Annotated in this window: 10 protein-coding genes; 5 read left to right on the forward strand and 5 right to left on the reverse strand. The window is 73.8% G+C overall.

Annotated elements, in window-relative coordinates; translation table 11 throughout:
* The first annotated feature begins 4 nt into the window (after positions 1-4).
* The 5 genes from ACERUN_RS17395 to ACERUN_RS17415 all read left to right on the forward strand — a co-directional run bounded on the left by ACERUN_RS17395 (position 5) and on the right by ACERUN_RS17415 (position 12,549).
* Positions 5-6,253 carry an Ig-like domain-containing protein gene (locus ACERUN_RS17395; protein WP_370291323.1) on the forward strand — a complete coding sequence of 2,083 codons (6,249 nt, stop codon included), beginning with the start codon at positions 5-7 and terminating at the stop codon, positions 6,251-6,253.
* 44 nt (positions 6,254-6,297) lie between these two features.
* Positions 6,298-7,266, forward strand: a complete 969-nt coding sequence (locus ACERUN_RS17400; protein WP_370291324.1) for an AAA family ATPase — start codon at positions 6,298-6,300, stop codon at positions 7,264-7,266.
* The gene (locus ACERUN_RS17405) at positions 7,266-8,555 is read left to right on the forward strand and encodes a DUF58 domain-containing protein (protein ID WP_370291325.1); all 1,290 of its coding nucleotides are present in this window, start codon (positions 7,266-7,268) and stop codon (positions 8,553-8,555) included. The genes ACERUN_RS17400 and ACERUN_RS17405 overlap by 1 nt, the downstream gene beginning before the upstream one ends.
* Positions 8,552-11,041 carry a transglutaminase-like domain-containing protein gene (locus ACERUN_RS17410; RefSeq protein ID WP_370291326.1) on the forward strand — a complete coding sequence of 830 codons (2,490 nt, stop codon included), beginning with the start codon at positions 8,552-8,554 and terminating at the stop codon, positions 11,039-11,041. Before ACERUN_RS17405 ends, ACERUN_RS17410 begins: the two co-directional genes overlap by 4 nt.
* A gap of 98 nt (positions 11,042-11,139) precedes the next feature.
* Positions 11,140-12,549: a lipase family protein gene (locus tag ACERUN_RS17415; protein ID WP_370291327.1), complete on the forward strand. Its 1,410-nt coding sequence runs from the start codon at positions 11,140-11,142 to the stop codon at positions 12,547-12,549.
* A gap of 283 nt (positions 12,550-12,832) precedes the next feature.
* Here ACERUN_RS17415 and ACERUN_RS17420 read toward each other — a convergent pair whose 3' ends face one another.
* The 5 genes from ACERUN_RS17420 to ACERUN_RS17440 all read right to left on the reverse strand — a co-directional run bounded on the left by ACERUN_RS17420 (position 12,833) and on the right by ACERUN_RS17440 (position 17,285).
* Positions 12,833-13,264: a CBS domain-containing protein gene (locus ACERUN_RS17420; protein ID WP_370291328.1), complete on the reverse strand. Its 432-nt coding sequence runs from the start codon at positions 13,262-13,264 to the stop codon at positions 12,833-12,835.
* A gap of 67 nt (positions 13,265-13,331) precedes the next feature.
* Positions 13,332-14,261 (reverse strand): inositol monophosphatase, encoded by a 930-nt coding sequence (locus ACERUN_RS17425; protein WP_370291330.1) that lies wholly within the window; start codon positions 14,259-14,261, stop codon positions 13,332-13,334.
* Between the two features lie 70 nt (positions 14,262-14,331).
* On the reverse strand, positions 14,332-15,342 hold the full coding sequence (gene rsgA / locus ACERUN_RS17430; protein WP_370291332.1) for a ribosome small subunit-dependent GTPase A: 1,011 nt from the start codon (positions 15,340-15,342) through the stop codon (positions 14,332-14,334).
* 12 nt (positions 15,343-15,354) lie between these two features.
* Entirely contained in the window at positions 15,355-16,683 is a 1,329-nt protein-coding gene (aroA, locus tag ACERUN_RS17435) for a 3-phosphoshikimate 1-carboxyvinyltransferase (protein ID WP_370291350.1), read from the reverse strand.
* An 80-nt stretch (positions 16,684-16,763) separates the two neighbouring features.
* A complete protein-coding gene (locus tag ACERUN_RS17440) occupies positions 16,764-17,285 on the reverse strand; it encodes a DoxX family membrane protein (protein WP_370291333.1) in 522 nt (173 codons plus the stop codon).
* Positions 17,286-17,301: the final 16 nt, after the last annotated feature.

Consider the following 17,301-nt stretch of genomic DNA (forward strand, 5'->3'; position numbering starts at 1 on the left):
GGGCATGAAGGTCGAGATGAAGAACGCGGTGGGCGGCGCGATGGGCGCGCTGCGAGGATCACGCGGACGCGCTCCTGGCGCGCCCGCGGACGGGCGCGCGACCTCACGTCGTCGCTGGAGCCGCGCCGCCTCGGGCACCGTGCTGGCCCTGCTCGTGGGCACCCTCGTCGTCCTCGCCTACCGCTACGAGGGCAAGCCCTTCACCGAGGTCGACCTCAACGACGGCAGCGTCTGGGTGACCAACCGCGACCTCGGCCTGGTCGCCCGACTGAACCCCCAGATCGAGGAGCTCGACCTGGGCGTGGACGCGACCACGGCCGACTTCGACATCTTCCAGCGCGCCGGCGACCTCTTCGTCGACGACGACTCCTCCGACCGATCGGTCAAGCCGATCGACATCCCCCGCGCCTCCGTGCGCGAGGCCACCTCGCTGCCCACCGGCGCCGTGGTGGCCCACGGCGGCGACACCTTCGCCGTCGTCGACCCCGTGAGCGGGAAGGCCTGGGTGCGCCCGCAGGCCTCCTTCGGCAGCTTCTCGGCCAAGGGCACGCCGCCCGACCTCACCGGCGCGCTGAGCGCCGCGGTCGGCGACGACGGTCGGGCCTACGTGCTGGGCCGCGACGGTACGGTCACGGCCCTGCGCACCGCCGGCGCGGCGCCGGCGGTCGACGACGGCGAGCAGCGCCTCGGCGGCGGCGACGCCACCCTCGGCACCGACCCGGCGCTGGTGGCGATGACGGTGGTGGGCGACGTCCCCGTGCTCTACGACCGCACGTCCGGCGAGCTGCGTCGCCCCGGGCAGGAACCGCTCCGCGTGCAGGTGCAGAACTCCGCCGACGTCCGCCTACAGCAGCCGGCCGCCTCGGGCGACGCCGTCTACGTCGCCACCCCCGAGGGCCTGCTCCGCGCGCCGCTCGAGGGCGGTTCGCTCGAGTCCGTCAGCCGCGGTCCGGTGCAGGGCCTGCCCGCCGCCCCCGTCGTGCTGCTGAGCACCGGCTGCGTCTACGCCGCCTGGTCCGATCCGTCCTCGCCCCACAACTACCTGCGCGACTGCGCCGACGACTCCTTCGACGACACCGACCCGATCGCCTCGATGCAGCCGGGCGCCCGCCTGCAGTTCCGGGTCAACCGCGACGTCGTGGTGCTCAACGACGACGTCACGGGCGACACCTGGCTCGTGCAGCAGCCCGGCAAGGCGAAGGTCGACAACTGGCCCACGGTCGACCCGCGCAACGAGAACCGCTCGAAGCTCAAGGAGACCACCGAGGAGGTCCCCGAGCAGGAGAACCGGCCGCCCGAGCCCCAGGACGACGACCTGGGCGCGCGCCCCGGCCGCTCCACCGTGCTGCCCGTGGTCGCGCTCAACGACCACGACCCCGACGGCGACATCCTCAGCATCTCCAAGACCCAGCACGTCAGCGGACCCGAGCTCGAGGTGCGCATCGTGGGCGGCGGCACCCAGCTGCAGGTGGCCGTGCCCGCCGACGCCACGGGCACCTCGGTCTTCCGCTACTACGTCACCGACGGCAAGGTCAACGACGAGGTCTTCGCCCTCGTGCGACTGCGCATCCGCACCGACGGCCAGCACGCCAAGCCCAAGCTGATGCCCGACCGGGAGCCCCGACTGCGCGTGGCGAAGGGGGCCACGGCCAGCTACTTCGTGCTCGCCGACTTCTACGACATCGACGGCGACGACCTCACCCTGCGCGAGGCCACCGCCCGCGGCGGCGAGGTCGAGTTCCGCCCCGACGGCACCATCACCTTCAGCGACACCGGCGCCGGCGCCAAGGTCAGCGAGATCGACTACGTCGTGGACGACGGCATCGACTCCTTCTCGGGCAGCCTGCCGGTCGACGTGCTCGCCGAGAAGGCTCCGCCCGAGCTGGTGCCCGACCTGTCCTCCGGCGTGGCCGGCACGCGGGTCGTCGTCCAGCCGCTGGCCAACGACCGCAACCCCGAGGGCACCGACCTGACCCTAAAGAGCGTCAAGGTCGTGGGCGACGACACCGGCACCCAGGTGACCCCCGACCTGGAGTCCGGCACCTTCACCTTCGTCGCCCGCCGCGCCCGCAGCTACTACCTGCAGTACGCCGCCTACAACTCCTCGGCCACCGTCACCTCCACGGTCCGCCTCGACATCGAGTCGCCGCCGAAGGACAACCGGCCGCCGGTGGCGGTGCGCGACAAGGCGGTGGTGGCGCCGGGCGGCAGCACGCAGGTCGACCTCCTGCTCAACGACCTCGACCCCGACAACGACGTGCTGGTGGTCAAGCGCGTCGGGCGCCCCTCGATCCCGGGCCTGAAGGTCTCGGTGGTCGACAAGCGTCTGGCCGTCGTCTCGTCCGCCTCCGACTTCGCCGGGCAGCAGGCCACGGTGGAGTACGTCGTCTCCGACGGCCGAAGCTCGACCACCGGCTACCTCGTCATCACCCAGCGGCCGGCCACGACCAACAGCCACCCGGTGGCCAACAAGGACCAGGTCACCGTGCGCGCCGGCTCCGTGACCACCGTCCCGGTGCTCGCCAACGACTCCGATCCCGACGGCGGCAAGCCGCGGCTGTTCCAGTCCGACCTGGTCAACGAGCAGGACCTCGACGTGTGGGTCTCCGGCGACACCCTGCGTCTGCGCGCGCCCGACGAGCCGGGCACCTACTCGGTGATCTACGGCGTGCGCGACGACGACGGGCTCAAGGCCACCGCGGAGCTCAGCGTGTTCGTCGTCCCCGACTCGGCGAAGAACAACCGCCCGCCCGTGCCGCAGCCGATCATCGACCGGGTCATCGGCGGGCGTCCCAAGGTCATCTCGGTCGACCTCGTCGGCGCCGATCCCGACGGCGACTCGGTGGCGCTGCGCAGCATCCTGACGGCGCCGACCCTGGGCCGCGTCGTCGACACCGGCGTCGACTGGATCCGCTACGAGGCCTTCGAGGGGCGCACCGGCACCGACTTCTTCCAGGTGCTCGTGCAGGACAAGTTCGGGGCCACCGGCGTGGCCGACGTCCGCGTCGGCGTGGTCGCCGCCGAGGAGGTCAACCAGCCGCCCGTCGCCCTCGACGACACCGTGCTCGTGCAGCCCGATCGCACGATCACCTACAACGTGCTCACCAACGACGTCGATCCCGACGACGACCCGCTGCGCGTCGACGACATCAACGCCGCCACGAAGGTGCGCCACGAGGGCGGCCTCGTGGAGGTCGCCGTGGGCGAGGCGCCGGCGGCGACCACGGCGGTCACCACGATCGGCTACTCGGTGCGCGACGCCGCCGGCGCGCGCGACGACGCCGTCCTCAAGGTGGCGGCCAGTCGCACGGCTCCTTTCTACGCACCGATCGCGCGCGACGACGTCGCCGACCTCGGCGACATCATCGGCCGCGAGCCGGGGGAGCAGGTGCGCATCCCGGTGCTCGACAACGACATCGACTTCGACGGCGCGAAGGCCGACCTCCGCGTCGTGGGGTGCGACGCCGGCCGCGGCGGCCGGTGCACGGTGGACGACGACGGCTCGGTGCGCGTGGCCCTGCGCGCGACCGACCAGGTGGTGCTCTACCGCCTCGACGACGCCGACGAGGAGTCGACCGACACCTTCGGCGTCGTCTACGTCACCGGCACCGACAACGTGCCTCCGCAGCTCACCACCGACCCCGACCGCGTGCCCGTGAAGGTCGACGCCGGCCAGGACGCCGTCATCGACCTCACCGACCTCGTCGTCACCCGTGCCGGGCGCACCCCGTCGATCGCCCCCGACGCCTCACCCACCGCCGTCAACGGCGCGGTCTCGCCGGTGGAGGGGGCCACCACGTCGGTGCGCTTCACGCCGGCGCGTGATCACGTCGGACCGGCCTCGATCACCCTCGCGGTGAGTGACGGCCGCGACGGTGACGCCGGCGCGCTCACCTCGCTGCTCACCATCCCCATCGACGTCGTGCCCACCGCCAACGTCGCACCGGTGATGCGCGACGCTGCCGTCGACCTCGGCCTGGACGACGAGCCGGTGCAGCTCGACCTCGCGGGACTCACCCGCGACGCCAACAGGGGCGATCTCGACTCGATGACCTGGACGGCGACGACCACCAGCGGCGAGGTGGAGGCCTCGGTGGACGCCGAGGCCGGCGTGCTCACCCTCGAGCCCACCGGGTCGGCGGAGGCCGACGAGAGCGCACGGGTCGAGGTCGTGGCCACCGACGCCGCCGGTGCCACCGACACGGGCACGGTGAGCGTCCGCCTCGTCGACAGCGACCGGCCGCTCGTCCACGTGCCGCTCATCACCGTCAACGCCGACGAGGACGAGCCCACCGAGGTCGATCTCGCCTCCTACGCGGTCAACCCCTACCCCGGCGAGCCGATCACCGTGAGCTCGCCGGTGCAGGAGGGGCGCGGGCGCCTGCGCGACGTCGCCGTCGACGGCTCCGTCGTGCGCTTCACGCCCAGCTCCTCGGGCACCTCCGCGCTGCGCCTGCGCGTCGGCGACGCCTCGGGCGACCGCTCGCGCGAGGTCACCGCCCGCATCGCGATCACGGTCATCGACGTCCCGGACGCCCCGGCGCGTCCCACCCTGTCGTCGGTCGAGGCCTCCTCGGCGGTGCTGTCGTGGCGCGAACCCGACGCCAACGGCGCCCCGATCGAGGAGTACGAGGTCGCCGGCCCCGGCGGGTTCACGCAGCGCTGCACGGCCACCACGTGCCGCCTGGTCGACCTGACACCGGGCGAGAGCTACACCTTCACCGTGCGCGCCCGCAACAGCGAGGGCTGGAGCGAGCCGAGCCCGGCCACCGAGAAGATCGTGCCGAACCGCGCCCCCGACCTGATGACCCCGCCCGAGGTCGTCATCGAGGCGCCGCCCACGGGCAGCCGCATGGATCGCCGACTCACCCTGCGGTGGACGCCGCCCACCAACGAGGGATCCGAGATCACGGCCTACGAGATCAAGGAGGCGGGCAGCGCCCGCACCTGGCAGGCCGCCGGCACCGCGCGTGAGACGGTGATCCCCGGTCTGGCCAACGGCACGCCCTACGCCTTCGAGATCCGGGCGATCAACGCGGTCGAGCCCCGACGACAGTTCTCCGCGCCGTCCCGGGCGGTCGCGCCGTTCGGCGTGCCCCTGCCGTCCGGAGCAGCGCCCTCGCTCACCGCCAGCGAGGCCGACCCCTACAACCAGGCGCCCTTCGTGCGCATCGACTGGGCCGCGTGGTCGGAGTCGCAGAGCAACGGCAACCGCGTGACCAGCTACCGCATCACCTGCAGCGGCTGCCGCCGAGGCGTCTACGACGTCGACGCCTCGACGACCTCGCGCACCTTCGGGGCCGCCGACGGCATCACCAAGGGCCGCACGTTCACCTTCACGGTGGCCGCCACCAACGACGCCGGCACCAGCGACCGCAGCCCGAGCGTGTCGGGACGTCCGTTCACCAAGCCCGGCCCCGTGCGCAACCTCGGCGAGGTCGGCTCCTCACCCAGCGACCGCACCGCGCTGATCGGATGGGACGGTCCGGCCGACGACGGCGGTCTCCCGATCAGCCACTACCTCGTGCAGACCGACGGCGGCGGGACGACGACCGTGCCCGCCACACCCGGGGCCGGCGGCGTCCCGATCACCTTCGCCGGCAACGGGGCCCACACCGTGAGCGTCCGCGTGGTCACCCGCAATGGCGACCGACTCATCGAAGGCGACCCGGTCGGCATCCGCGACGTCCGCACGTGGGGCAAGCCGCAGCCGCCCAACGACACCTCCGCCATCTCGGGCGACTACTACTCGGTGTCGGTGCCGCTGCAGGCCGGCGGCGAGAACGGCCAGCCGGTGCTCGGCGTGCAGTTCAGCGACAACGACGGTGCCTCGTGGCAGAACCGCCGATCCGGTGAGCCCTACAGCGCTCAGGTGCCCCAGGGCGGCACGGCCCGCTCGATCCTCGTGCGCACCGTCTCCGCCGCCGAGGGCGACCGCAAGTACAGCGACGCGATCCGCGTCACCGCTACGAGCCGAGCGCGCGACCTGAGCATCGCGATCAACTGCGTCGCCGGCTTCATCAACTGCACCGCGCAGGTGCGCGGTGACGGCTTCGTGCGCGACGACTCCCGCACCGCCACCGTCACGTTGTCGGGCGGCCTCGAGCGCCAGAACCCCGACAGCTGCACCTCCTTCTCACGGCAGGTGTCGGGCAGCTTCTTCTACAACGCCGGCGGCGACAACTGCTACGTGCGCGGCAACGGAGTGGCGCGCGTGGAGGTCGACGGCGCCACCGCCGAGGTCACCCGATAGCTCCGCCCCACCCGCCCCAGCACCAGCCCCAGATAGGAACCGACATGAGTGTGACCACCGAGCAGGCCGAGTGGTTCTCGCAGACCTTCGAGCAGCTCGTCGCGAACGTCGAGCAGGCGGTGGTGGGCAAGACCGAGGTCGTGCGGCTGGCCTTCGTCACCCTGCTCGCCGAGGGTCACCTGCTGCTGGAGGACTTCCCGGGCACCGGCAAGACCTCGCTGGCGCGCGCGATCGCCCAGACCATCCAGGGACGCCACCAGCGCATCCAGTTCACCCCCGACCTCCTGCCGAGCGACGTCACGGGCGTGACGATCTTCGACCAGCGGGCCCAGGAGTTCGAGTTCCACCGCGGGCCGATCTTCGCCAACGTGGTGCTCGCCGACGAGATCAACCGCGCCTCGCCGAAGACGCAGTCGGCCCTGCTCGAGGTGATGGAGGAGAGCCAGGTCACCGTCGACGGCGTCACCCACCGCGTCGAGCAGCCCTTCATCGTCATCGCCACCCAGAACCCCATCGAGCAGGCGGGCACCTACCGGCTCCCCGAGGCCCAGCTCGACCGCTTCCTGGTGAAGACCACGCTCGGCTACCCGGCCCACGACGACACGGTGCGCATCCTCGCCACCGCACCGCGCGGCAAGGCGGCCACCGTCGTCAACCCGATCATCAGCGGCGAGAACGTGCTGCACCTGATCAACCTCGCCCAGCAGGTGCACGTGGAGCAGCCCATCCTCGAGTACGTCGCCGCGCTCACTGAGGGCACCCGCACCGCCCCCGAGGTCGTGCTCGGCACCAGCGTGCGCGCCGGCCGGGCGCTGGTGCGGGCCGCGCGCGCGTGGGCGCTCTCCTACGGTCGCACCTACGTGGTGCCCGACGACGTCAAGGCGCTCGCAGTGCCGGTGCTGGCCCACCGCATGGTGCTCGACCCCGAGGAGGACTTCCGCGGCACCACCAGCGAGGAGGTCGTGCGGCGCGTGCTCGAGCGGGTGCCGGTGCCGATGCAGCAGGTGAGCTGATGGCGCTGGCCCTGCGCTCCGTGCCGCAGCGGCTGCGCCGCGGCGCGGTCGAGCTCTCCCGCCGTCGCCGAGCCGTGGTCGGTGCCGCGGTCGACGACGCGCGCCGGCGCACCGAACAGATCCGACGACGGCTCGCCCCGATCACCGACACCGTCACCGGCGCGGGGTGGCTGGCCGGCGTCCTCGCGCTCGTGCTGCTCGTGGCGGGTCCGCTCCTGCGCTGGCCCGAGCTCGTGGCGGCCGGCGCCTTCCTGGCCTTCGCCCTGCTCATCGCGATCGGGTTCGTGGTGGGCCGCCAGCCGCTGGTGGCGCGCCTCGACCTCGCCCGAGAGCGCGTGGTCGTGGGGGAGCGCGCGAACGGCTACCTCATGGTCACCAACCCCACCCAGCGCCGCACCCGGGCGCTCAGCGTGGAGTTCCCGGTCGGCACCGGCCGCGCGGTCTTCGACCTGCCGCCCCTCGACCCCGGCGCCGTGCACGAGGAGCTGTTCGCGATCCCCACCGCCCGCCGCGCGGTCCTGGACGTCGGCCCGGTGGTCGCCGTCCGCGCCGACCCGCTGGCGCTGCTGCGCCGCGAGCGCGAGCTCAACGAGCTCGACCAGCTCTACGTGCACCCGCAGACCCTGCGCGTCGACGGCTCGGCCGCCGGCCTGGTGCGCGACCTCGAGGGCCGCACGGTGCCGAAGGTCTCCGACAACGACGTGTCCTTCCACGCCCTGCGCGGCTACGTCGCCGGTGACGACCGGCGCCACATCCACTGGAAGTCCAGCGCCAAGACCGGCGCGCTCATGGTGCGGCAGTTCGAGGAGACCCGACGCTCCCACCTGCTCACGATGGTCAGCTCGCGCCTGGAGGACTACGCCAGCGACGACGAGTTCGAGCTCGCGATCTCGGTAGCCGGATCCCTCGGCACGCAGGCGCTCGCCGACGGTCAGCAGCTCACCGCGGCCTCCTCGCACGGCAGCCTGCCGGCCGGTGGCCTGCAGCGCTTCCTCGACGGCCTCTCGGGACTCTCCTACGACTGGCGCGCTCGGCGGCTCGTCGAGGTGACCCGCCGCTGGGGGCACGACGAGCTCTCGGCCAGTGTGATGGTGCTGTGCGTCGGTGCCGGCGTGTCCATCACCGACCTGCGCCAGGCGCGCCGCCAGCTCCCGGTCGACACCCGCGTGATCGCGATGCGGTGCCTGGTCGGCGCGGAGCCGTCCGTGCGGTGGCTGGGCGACCTCGCCGTGGCCACCGTGGGTCGCCTCGACGAGCTCGGCGTCGCGGTGCGGCGGGTCTCGGCATGAGCGCCCCGCATCCCTCCGACGCGGGTGCGGCGAGCGGTCCCGCGCGCTCGGCGAGCCGCTCGGTCAGCCGCACCGGTCCGCAGCTGGTGGGGCTCGGCACCCGCGGCGCCGGACGGCTGCCCGCCACCTGGGTCGTGCTGCTCGACGCCGCGCTGCTCGTCGTCCTCGGGCTGGCGGCGCTGTGGCCGCTCGGCGTCGCCTACGCCGGCCGCCAGTGGCTGGTGGCCTCCCTCGCCGGACTGGTGCTGGGCGCCGCGCTGGCCTGGGCCGGTGCCCGCCTGCGCTGGGGCGTGTGGCTGAGCGTGCTCGCCCTGGTGGCGACCTACCTGGTCGTCGGTTCGGCCGCAGCGCTGCCGGACGACGCCCGCCGGCGCTTCCTGCCCACCCCCGAGACGCTGCACGACCTCGTGATCGGCGCCGTGCAGACCTGGCGGCAGGCGCTCACGCTGCCCACCCCGCTCGGCGAGAGCGGCATCGTCGTACTGGTGCCGTTCATCAGCGCCCTCGTGGGCGCCTTCGTGGCCGGCGTGTGGCTGTGGCGCTCGCGACTGCCGGGCCTGGCCGGCCTCACGCTCGGCCTGCTGCTCGTCGTGGCGTGCGCCTTCGGCGACATCGAGGCGGGCGCCGCCGTGCTGCGCGGCCTGGCGCTCGCGGTCGTCGGCGCGGTCTGGCTGCGGTGGCGCTCCGCCACCCCCGCCCGTGGACGACGCACCCGCCGCGCCGTCGCCACGGTGCTCGTCGTCGGTGCCGCCGCCGCCCCGGCCGCAGGTCTCGCGCTGCTCGGCGGCGAGCAGCCGCGCGTGGTCCTGCGCGACCACGTGGTCACTCCCTTCGACCCGCGCGACTACCCGAGCCCGCTCGCGAAGTTCCGCGCCTACCGCAAGGAGCCCGTGCGCACCGGCTCCACGCTCTTCACCGTCGACGGCCTGGAGAGCGGCACGCTGGTGCGCCTCGCGGTGATGGACACCTACGACGGGGTGGTCTGGAACGTGTCGGGCGGCCCGGGGTCGGCGCACGACTCGGGCACCTTCCGCCGCCTGCGCAACGATCCCGAGGCCGAGACCCGCGAGGCGGTCCGCGGGCGGATCACGATCGGCGACTACACCGGCGTCTGGGTGCCCAGCGTGGGCGAGACCCTGGCGATGACCCCCGAACGCGACGGCCGCCTCGACTCCGCCGCGGCCGCGGAGCTCGTCATCAACCGCCAGACCGGCACCGTCGCCGAGATCGGCGGGGTGCGGCAGGGCACCACCTTCGACGTCGTGGCCGCGCTCCCGCCGACTCCGCCGGAGGAGGAGATCAGCCAGCTGCAGGCCGACACCTCGCTGGTGCTGCCCGCCCCGGCGATCGTCCCGGAGGAGCTCACCGACCGCATCCAGCGCTGGCAGAGCGAGGCCGGTTTCACGGGCGGCACCGACGGCGAGCTCGCCCAGTTCCTGCGCGACTCCTTCCGCGAGCGCGGCTACTACTCCGACGGTGTCGACGACTTCACCCCCGCCGGGCACGGCGCCAGCCGCCTGGCCGTGCTCACGAAGACGCCCACGCCCGTGGGCAACGCCGAGCAGTACGCCGCCGCCATGGCGTTGGCCGGCCAGCGCCTCGGGCTCCCCAGCCGCGTCGTCCTCGGCTTCAAGGTGCCGCCCGGCGGGGGAGCAGTGCGCGGCGAGAACGTCACCGCCTGGACCGAGGTGCGGTTCAAGGGGGTCGGATGGGTCGCCTTCGATCCCACGCCCCCGGAGGACCAGAAGCTGCGCCAGCCCAACGACGAGCCCAACGAGGAGCCCCAGCCGCAGGTGCTGCAGCCGCCGCGCGTGCCCGGTGAGCCGCAGGAGGCCACCGACAACCTGCAGCAGGGGCAGGGCCGCAAGCAGCGCATCGATGTCCTCGGAGTGATCGGTGCGGTGCTCGGCGTCGTCTGGGACGTCGCGCAGGTGCTCGTGCTGACCTCGCCGCTGTGGGGCGTGCTGCTCTACAAGGCGCTGCGTCGGCGTCGCCGCCGCCGAGCAGCCGACCCGACCGCCCGGCTCACCGGCGCGTGGCAGGAGCTGGCCGACCGCACCCGCGACCTCGGCGTGCGCCCCGGGCCCGGAACGACGCGGCGCGAGGGCGCCTACGCTGTCGCGGAGCGCTACGCCGACACCGATGTCGGCGTCGTCGCCCTGGCCCACACCGCCGATCGCCACGTCTACGGACCCGACCGGCCGAGCGAGGAGGAGGCCCGGGCCTACTGGAGCGACGTCGACAGCGCGCTGCGCCGCATCCGCCGGGCCAGCCCGTGGTGGCGGCGCCTGCTGGCGCGCTTCTCGCTCGCCTCGGTGCCCTGGCGGGCCGAGGTGCGGCGGCGTCGCGCAGGCCTGCTCCGCCGGGCGCGAGGGTTGCTGCATCGGCTCGCCCAGGTTCCCCCTCTGCCGCGCCTGCGTGCGGCGCTCGCGCGGCGACCGGGGGGTGGGGACGACGCCCGCGCCCACCGCCGCTCGCGCGACTGAGCTGCGCGAGACACCCTCGCGCTGCGCCGCGTCCTGCGCCATCATCGGCTCAGGTGCCGCTGACATCCGTCACCGGCCACGACGGGGAGGGTCGGATCATGGGGATCGTTACGCGCTCACACGCACGGAGGACGACGCCGCGCTGGCGCCGCTGGACGGTGGCCGCCGCCACGGCCGTGGCCACCGCTGCCGGAACGGGGGCGCTGGCGGCCGTGCCGGCCGCGGACGCCGTCGCGCCGCGATCGGTCGCCGCGGTCGTGGCGCCGAGCGACCCGTTCTACGTCTACCGCGGCACCACGCCGCTGGCCTCGCTCGCCCCCGGCACGGTGCTCGCGACCCGCACCAAGCCCTACCACCTGCTCGGCCTGCCGCTCCCGCTGAAGGTCGTCCAGATCCTCTTCCGCACCACCGACCAGCAGGGTCGCGCGGTCGCCGGGGTCACCTCCGTGGTGAAGCCGCTGTTCGGCACCTCCACCCGCGTGGTCAGCTACCAGTCGTTCTACGACTCGCTCAACCCCGAGGACGGCCCGTCGCGCGCCATCGCGGGCGACGTCCGATTCGGAGGCCTGATCGCGAACGTCGAGACCGGCTTCGTTCTCTCCTTCCTGCTGCAGGGCTTCGCGGTCAACATCGCCGACACCCAGGGGCCCACGGCCGACTTCGCGGCCGGTCCCGAGTACGGCATGGTCACCCTCGACTCGCTGCGCGCCGCGCTCGCCACGCCCAGCACGGGCATCGCCCCCGGCGCCCAGGTGGGTCTGTTCGGCTACTCGGGTGGCGCGATCGCCACCAACTGGGCCGCCACGCTCGCGCCGAGCTACGCCCCCGAGGTGAACAGCCGTCTCGTCGGTGCGGCCGAGGGCGGAGTCCTCGTGCGCCCGCACCAGAACCTGCCCTACGTCGACGGCAGCCTGGTGTGGGCCGGCGTGGCCCCGATGGCCATCGTCGGCGCGGCCCGCGGCTTCGGCATCGACTTCTCCCGCTACCTCAGCCCCTACGGCCGGCAGGTCGTGGCGAAGCTCGAGAACGCCAGCATCGGCGAGGTGCTCGGCGCCTACCCCGGCCTCACCTTCGCCTCGCTGGTCAAGCCCGAGTACGCCGACCCCGCCTCGATCCCCGAGTTCGTCGCCGCCGTCAACCAGCTCAACCTGGGCACTCGGCCGAGCCCGACCATCCCGATGTTCATCGGCCAGGGTGCGAGCGGCGAGATCGAGGGCACCCGGGGCGACAAGCCGGGCATCGGTCCCGGTGACGGCGTGATGGTGGCCGGCGACGTGCGCAGCCTGGCCCGCAAGTACTGCGGCGACGGGGTGAAGGTCACCTACCGCGAGTACCAGGCCAGCCACGTCGGCACGGTGGCCTTCTGGGCCCCGGAGGCGGTGCTGTGGCTCTCCAGCCGCTTCGGCGCCAACCCCTCCGACCCCGGCTCCAACTGCGCCTCCATCGCCCCCGGCAACCCCCTCACCCCGCTCGCCGCGAAGTCGGCGAAGCGCCCTGTCGGACGCTGACGGCTCGTCCGCCGGCGGGGATGGCCCGCCGGCGGCGTCCGACGTGGGTCGGCGCCCGGAGCCGGCTTCGGGCAGAGCCCTCGGCGGCTCAGAGCGGGGACCCCGCCGCCCGGCGCAACTCCTCGCGCCTGATGTCGATGTCCTTCCAGCGCCGGGCGGCACCCCGAGTCGCCGCCGAGGGCTCTCCCTGCGCCGGCTCCGGGCGCCGCCCTGGCCGTCGGACGCCGCCGTCGGGCGCCTCGGTACCGGTCACGGTGGGCGCCCCGAGCGGGGCGCGGGCACCTCAGCCGTGCACGTAGCTGTCGAGCTGGTCGCGCTCGAACTGCAGGCGGTCGATCTTGTGCTTGACCACGTCGCCGATGCTGACGATGCCGACGACGCGACCGTCGGCGTCCACGGTGGGCACGTGGCGGAAGCGCTCGCGGGTCATGGTCTGCATGACGTCGTCGAGGTCGTCGTCGGGGGAGCAGGTGTGCACCTGGGCGGTCATGATCGAGCGCACGTCGTTGTTGATCACCGTGCCGTCGTGGTGGAGGCGGCGGACGACGTCGCGCTCGCTGACGATGCCCTCGAGGCGCCCCTCGGGCCCGGTGACGACGACCGCGCCGATGTTGTGCTCGGCGAGGGTCGCGATCAGCTCGCGCACGCCCGCCTCGGGGGAGATGGTGACGATCCCGGCGTGCGCCTTGGCGCCCATGACCTCGCTGATCCGCATGTGACGCAGATTACATTCGCGCCAGGTTGGCGTCACCCCCTCGGGACGATGCCCTGAGCTGAGGGGGTCAGGCGTCGGCGGGCCCGTCCGCGTCGTCGGCGCGGTCGTCGGGGTCCGCGTGCCGCGCGCGGTGGGCGCGCAGGTCGGAGACGCTGCCCGGTCCGGTGCGCGGCCAGTCGGCGTCGCCGGCGTCGTCGGCGACGCTGCCGAGGTACGACATCGCCACCTCGTGCAGGTGGCCGTTGCTGGCCAGGGCGTTGCCGCCCCAGGGGCCGTCGCGGCCGTCGAGCGAGGTGAAGCGCCCGCCCGCCTCGCGCACGATGATGTCGAGTGCCGCCATGTCGTAGACCTCCAGCTCCGGCTCGGCGGCGAGGTCGACCGCGCCCTCGGCGAGCAGCATGTAGCTCCAGAAGTCGCCGTAGGCCCGGGTGCGCCACACCCGCCGCATCAGGCCGAGCACGTCGTCGCCGAGCCCGCGGTCCTCCCAACCGCTGAGGGAGGAGTAGGAGAACGAGGCGTCCTCGAGGCGCCGGACGTCGGAGACCTGGCACCGGGTCGCCTTGAGCAACGACCGGCCGGTCCACGCGCCCTGCCCGACCGCGGCCCACCACCGGCGCTGGAGCGCGGGGGCCGACACGACGCCGAGCACCACCTCGTCGTCCACGACCAGCGAGATGAGCGTGGCCCACACGGGCACGCCGCGCACGAAGTTCTTCGTGCCGTCGATGGGGTCGATGATCCAGCGGCGCTGCGAGTGCCCGGAGGTGCCCTCCTCCTCCCCGGTGATCGCGTCGCGGCTGCGCGCGCGACCAAGGGTGCGGCGGATGGACTCCTCGACCGAGGAGTCGGCGTCGGTGACGGGCGTCAGGTCGGGCTTGCTCATCACGTGCAGGTCGAGCGCCTTGAAGCGCGCCTGGGTGAGTGAGTCGGCGTCGTCGGCCAGCAGGTGGGCGAGGCGCAGGTCGTCGGTGTAGTCCGGGGTGGCCACGCCTGGCACCCTATCGGCGCGCCGATCGCCGTCCTCGTCGGCGAGCGCTCGACGGCCCGACGCGCTCGCGCTGAGAGAGTCAGTACTCCGTGATGGAGCGGGCGGCGAGCAGGCGCCGGAAGGAGGCGACGCGCTCGGGGTCGGCGACGCCGTCGCGCAGGGCGTCGTCGAGGCCGCACTCGGGCTCGTCCTCGCTGTGAGTGCAGCCGCGCGGGCACTCCTCGGTCATCTCGTCGAGGTCGGGGAAGGCCTCGATGAGGTGCTCGGGCTGCACGTGGGCCAGGCCGAAGGAGCGGATGCCCGGGGTGTCGACGATCCACCCCTGCTCGCCCCACTCGGCCGGCAGCGGCAGGAGGATGGCCGAGGTGGAGGTGTGGCGGCCGCGGCCCGTGACGGCGTTGACGTGCCCGGTCTCGCGGCGTGCGTCGGGCACGAGGGCGTTGACGAGGGTCGACTTGCCGACGCCGCTGTGGCCCACCAGCACGCTGATCTGGCCGGCGAGCCGCTCGCGCAGCGCATCGAGCCCGTGGACGACGCGATCCTCGCCGCGGTGCGTGACGACCCACGGCACGCCCAGCGACCGGTAGGTCGAGAGCAGCACCTCGGGGTCGGCGAGGTCGGCCTTCGTGAGGGCGAGGAGCGGCGACAGCCCGGCGTCGAAGGCCGCCACCAGCGCACGGTCGATGAGGCGGGGGCGGGGCTCGGGGTCGGTGAGCGCGGTGACGACGACGAGCTGCGTGGCGTTGGCGACGATGACGCGCTCGACCGGGTCGTCGTCGTCGGCCGTGCGCCGCAGCACCGTGCTGCGCTCGGTGACCTCCACGATGCGGGCCAGGGCGCCGTCCTCGCCGGAGACGTCGCCGACCACCCGCACGCGGTCCCCGACGACCACGCCCTTGCGACCGAGCGGGCGCGCCTTCATGGCCGTCACGACCGTGTCGCCGACCAGCAGCGTGAAGCGCCCGCGGTCAACGGTCACGACCATGCCGTCGACGGCGTCCTCGTGGGCGGGGCGGTCCTTGGTGCGGGGGCGCGTGCGCCGGCGGGGCCGGTCGTAGTGCTCGACGTCGTGATCGGTGTAGCGCGGCACGCGGGTCCCCGATCAGGCCCGGGCCGGGAGCAGCCGCGACCAGTGGCCGGCGAAGTCGGTGAACGTCTTGCTGGTGGTGGCGATGTCCTCCACGAGCACGCCGTCGACCGCTGCCCCGATGATCACGCCGGCGTGCGCCATGCGGTGGTCGGCGTAGGTGCGCCAGAGTCCGCCGCGCAGCGGCGCGGGTCGCAGCACGAGGCCGTCGGGCAGCTCGTCCACGTCGGCCCCGAGCCGTCCCAGCTCGGTGGCGAGGGCGGCGAGCCGGTCGGTCTCGTGGCCGCGGATGTGCGCGATCCCGGTGAGGCGCGAGGGCGTCCTCGCGAGGGCGCACAGGGCGGCGACGGCCGGTGCGAGCTCGCCGACGTCGTGCAGGTCGGCGTCGATGCCGCGCAGGCCGGAGACACCATCGAGAGGGCCGGTGACGCGCAGGCCGTCGGGCACCCGCTCCACGGTGCAGCCCATCGCTGCCAGCAGGTCGCGCAGCGCGTCACCCGCCTGGGTCGTGGACGACGGCCAGTCGCGCACCGTGACCGAGCCCCCGGAGACGGCGGCGAGGGCGAGGAAGGGGGCGGCGTTGGAGAGGTCGGGCTCAACCACCTCGTCGCGTGCGGCCACCGTGCCGGGTGCCACGCGCCAGCGTTCGGCGCCGTGCTCTTCCACCTCGACGCCGCGCGCGCGCAGCATCGCCACGGTCATGTCGATGTGGGGCTGGGAGGGGATCGGGTCGCCGCTGTGGCGGATGTCGACGCCGTCGTCGAAACGGGCGCCGGCGAGCAGGAGCGCCGAGACGAACTGCGACGATGCCGACGCATCGACGGTGACCTCGCCGCCGCGCACCCGGCCGGTGCCGTGCACGGTGAAGGGGAGCGCGCCGGGCGTGCCCTCGGCGTCGTCCACCTCGACACCGAGGTCGCGCAGCGCCTCGAGCACGGTGCCGATCGGGCGGGTGCGCATGTGCGGATCGCCGTCGAAGGCCACCGCGCCGGTGACGAGGCCGGCGACGGGCGGGACGAAGCGCATGACGGTGCCGGCCAGTCCGCAGTCGACCGTCACCTCGCCCGCCCCGGAGGCGGGGGCGAGGGCGAGGGGGCTCACGGCCCAGTCGTCGCCGGTCGTGTCGACCTGCGCGCCGAGGCTGGTCAGGGCCCGCGCCATCAGCAGGGTGTCGCGTGAGCGCAGGGCCTGGCGCACCGTCGAGGGCCCCTCCGCCAGCGCGGCCAGCACGAGCGCCCGGTTGGTGATGGACTTGCTGCCCGGCAGGCGGACGGTCGCCTCCACCGGCGTCGTCGCCCTCGGAGCGGGCCAGGGGTCGGCAGGGGCGGCGATGTCGTGGCTCATGTCGAGCGGCAGTCTAGTGACGTGCTCGACCCCGATGGCGGTGAGCACATCGGGGCCGAGCACGGCAGGCACGCCGTGCCTCAGGTCGCCTGGGCGACCTTGGCCCGCATGCGCGCCCCGACCAGTGCGGCCTCGCGCTTGGCGTCGTGGGTGGCGTGCTGCGCGCGCCAGGCCAGGCCCGGGCGCCCCTCGGTGTCGAGGGCGGCGATGAGGAGCCCGCCGGTGAGCGAGACGTTCTTCGCGAAGTGGATGAGCTGCTGGTTGCGGGTGGCGCTGTCGGAGGCCTCCCAGAAGCGGTGGCGTGCGGCGGTGGCCGGCACGAGCGTGCCGGCCAGCACGGCGGCCGACAGGCGCGGCGCCTTGCCGGTGGCCAGGGCGAGACCGGCGGCCAGCTGCAGCGCTCCGCTGATGCGCACCCACGTCTGCGGGTCCTCCGGGACGTGCACGCTGGCCGGGGCGACGGCCTCCACGGCGGGGGCGAGCGTGTCGGTCACGGGAGCGGCGTCCACGGCCAGGGCCGGGGCGTTCTGGAGGGTCTGCACGCCGTTGGCGAGGAAGTACGTCGACAGCAGCGGGCGGGCGAGGAGTCTGCTCAGAGCCATGCCGCGCAGGTACCCC

The organism is Nocardioides sp. (assembly GCF_964229035.1).
Lineage (GTDB): Bacteria > Actinomycetota > Actinomycetes > Propionibacteriales > Nocardioidaceae > Nocardioides.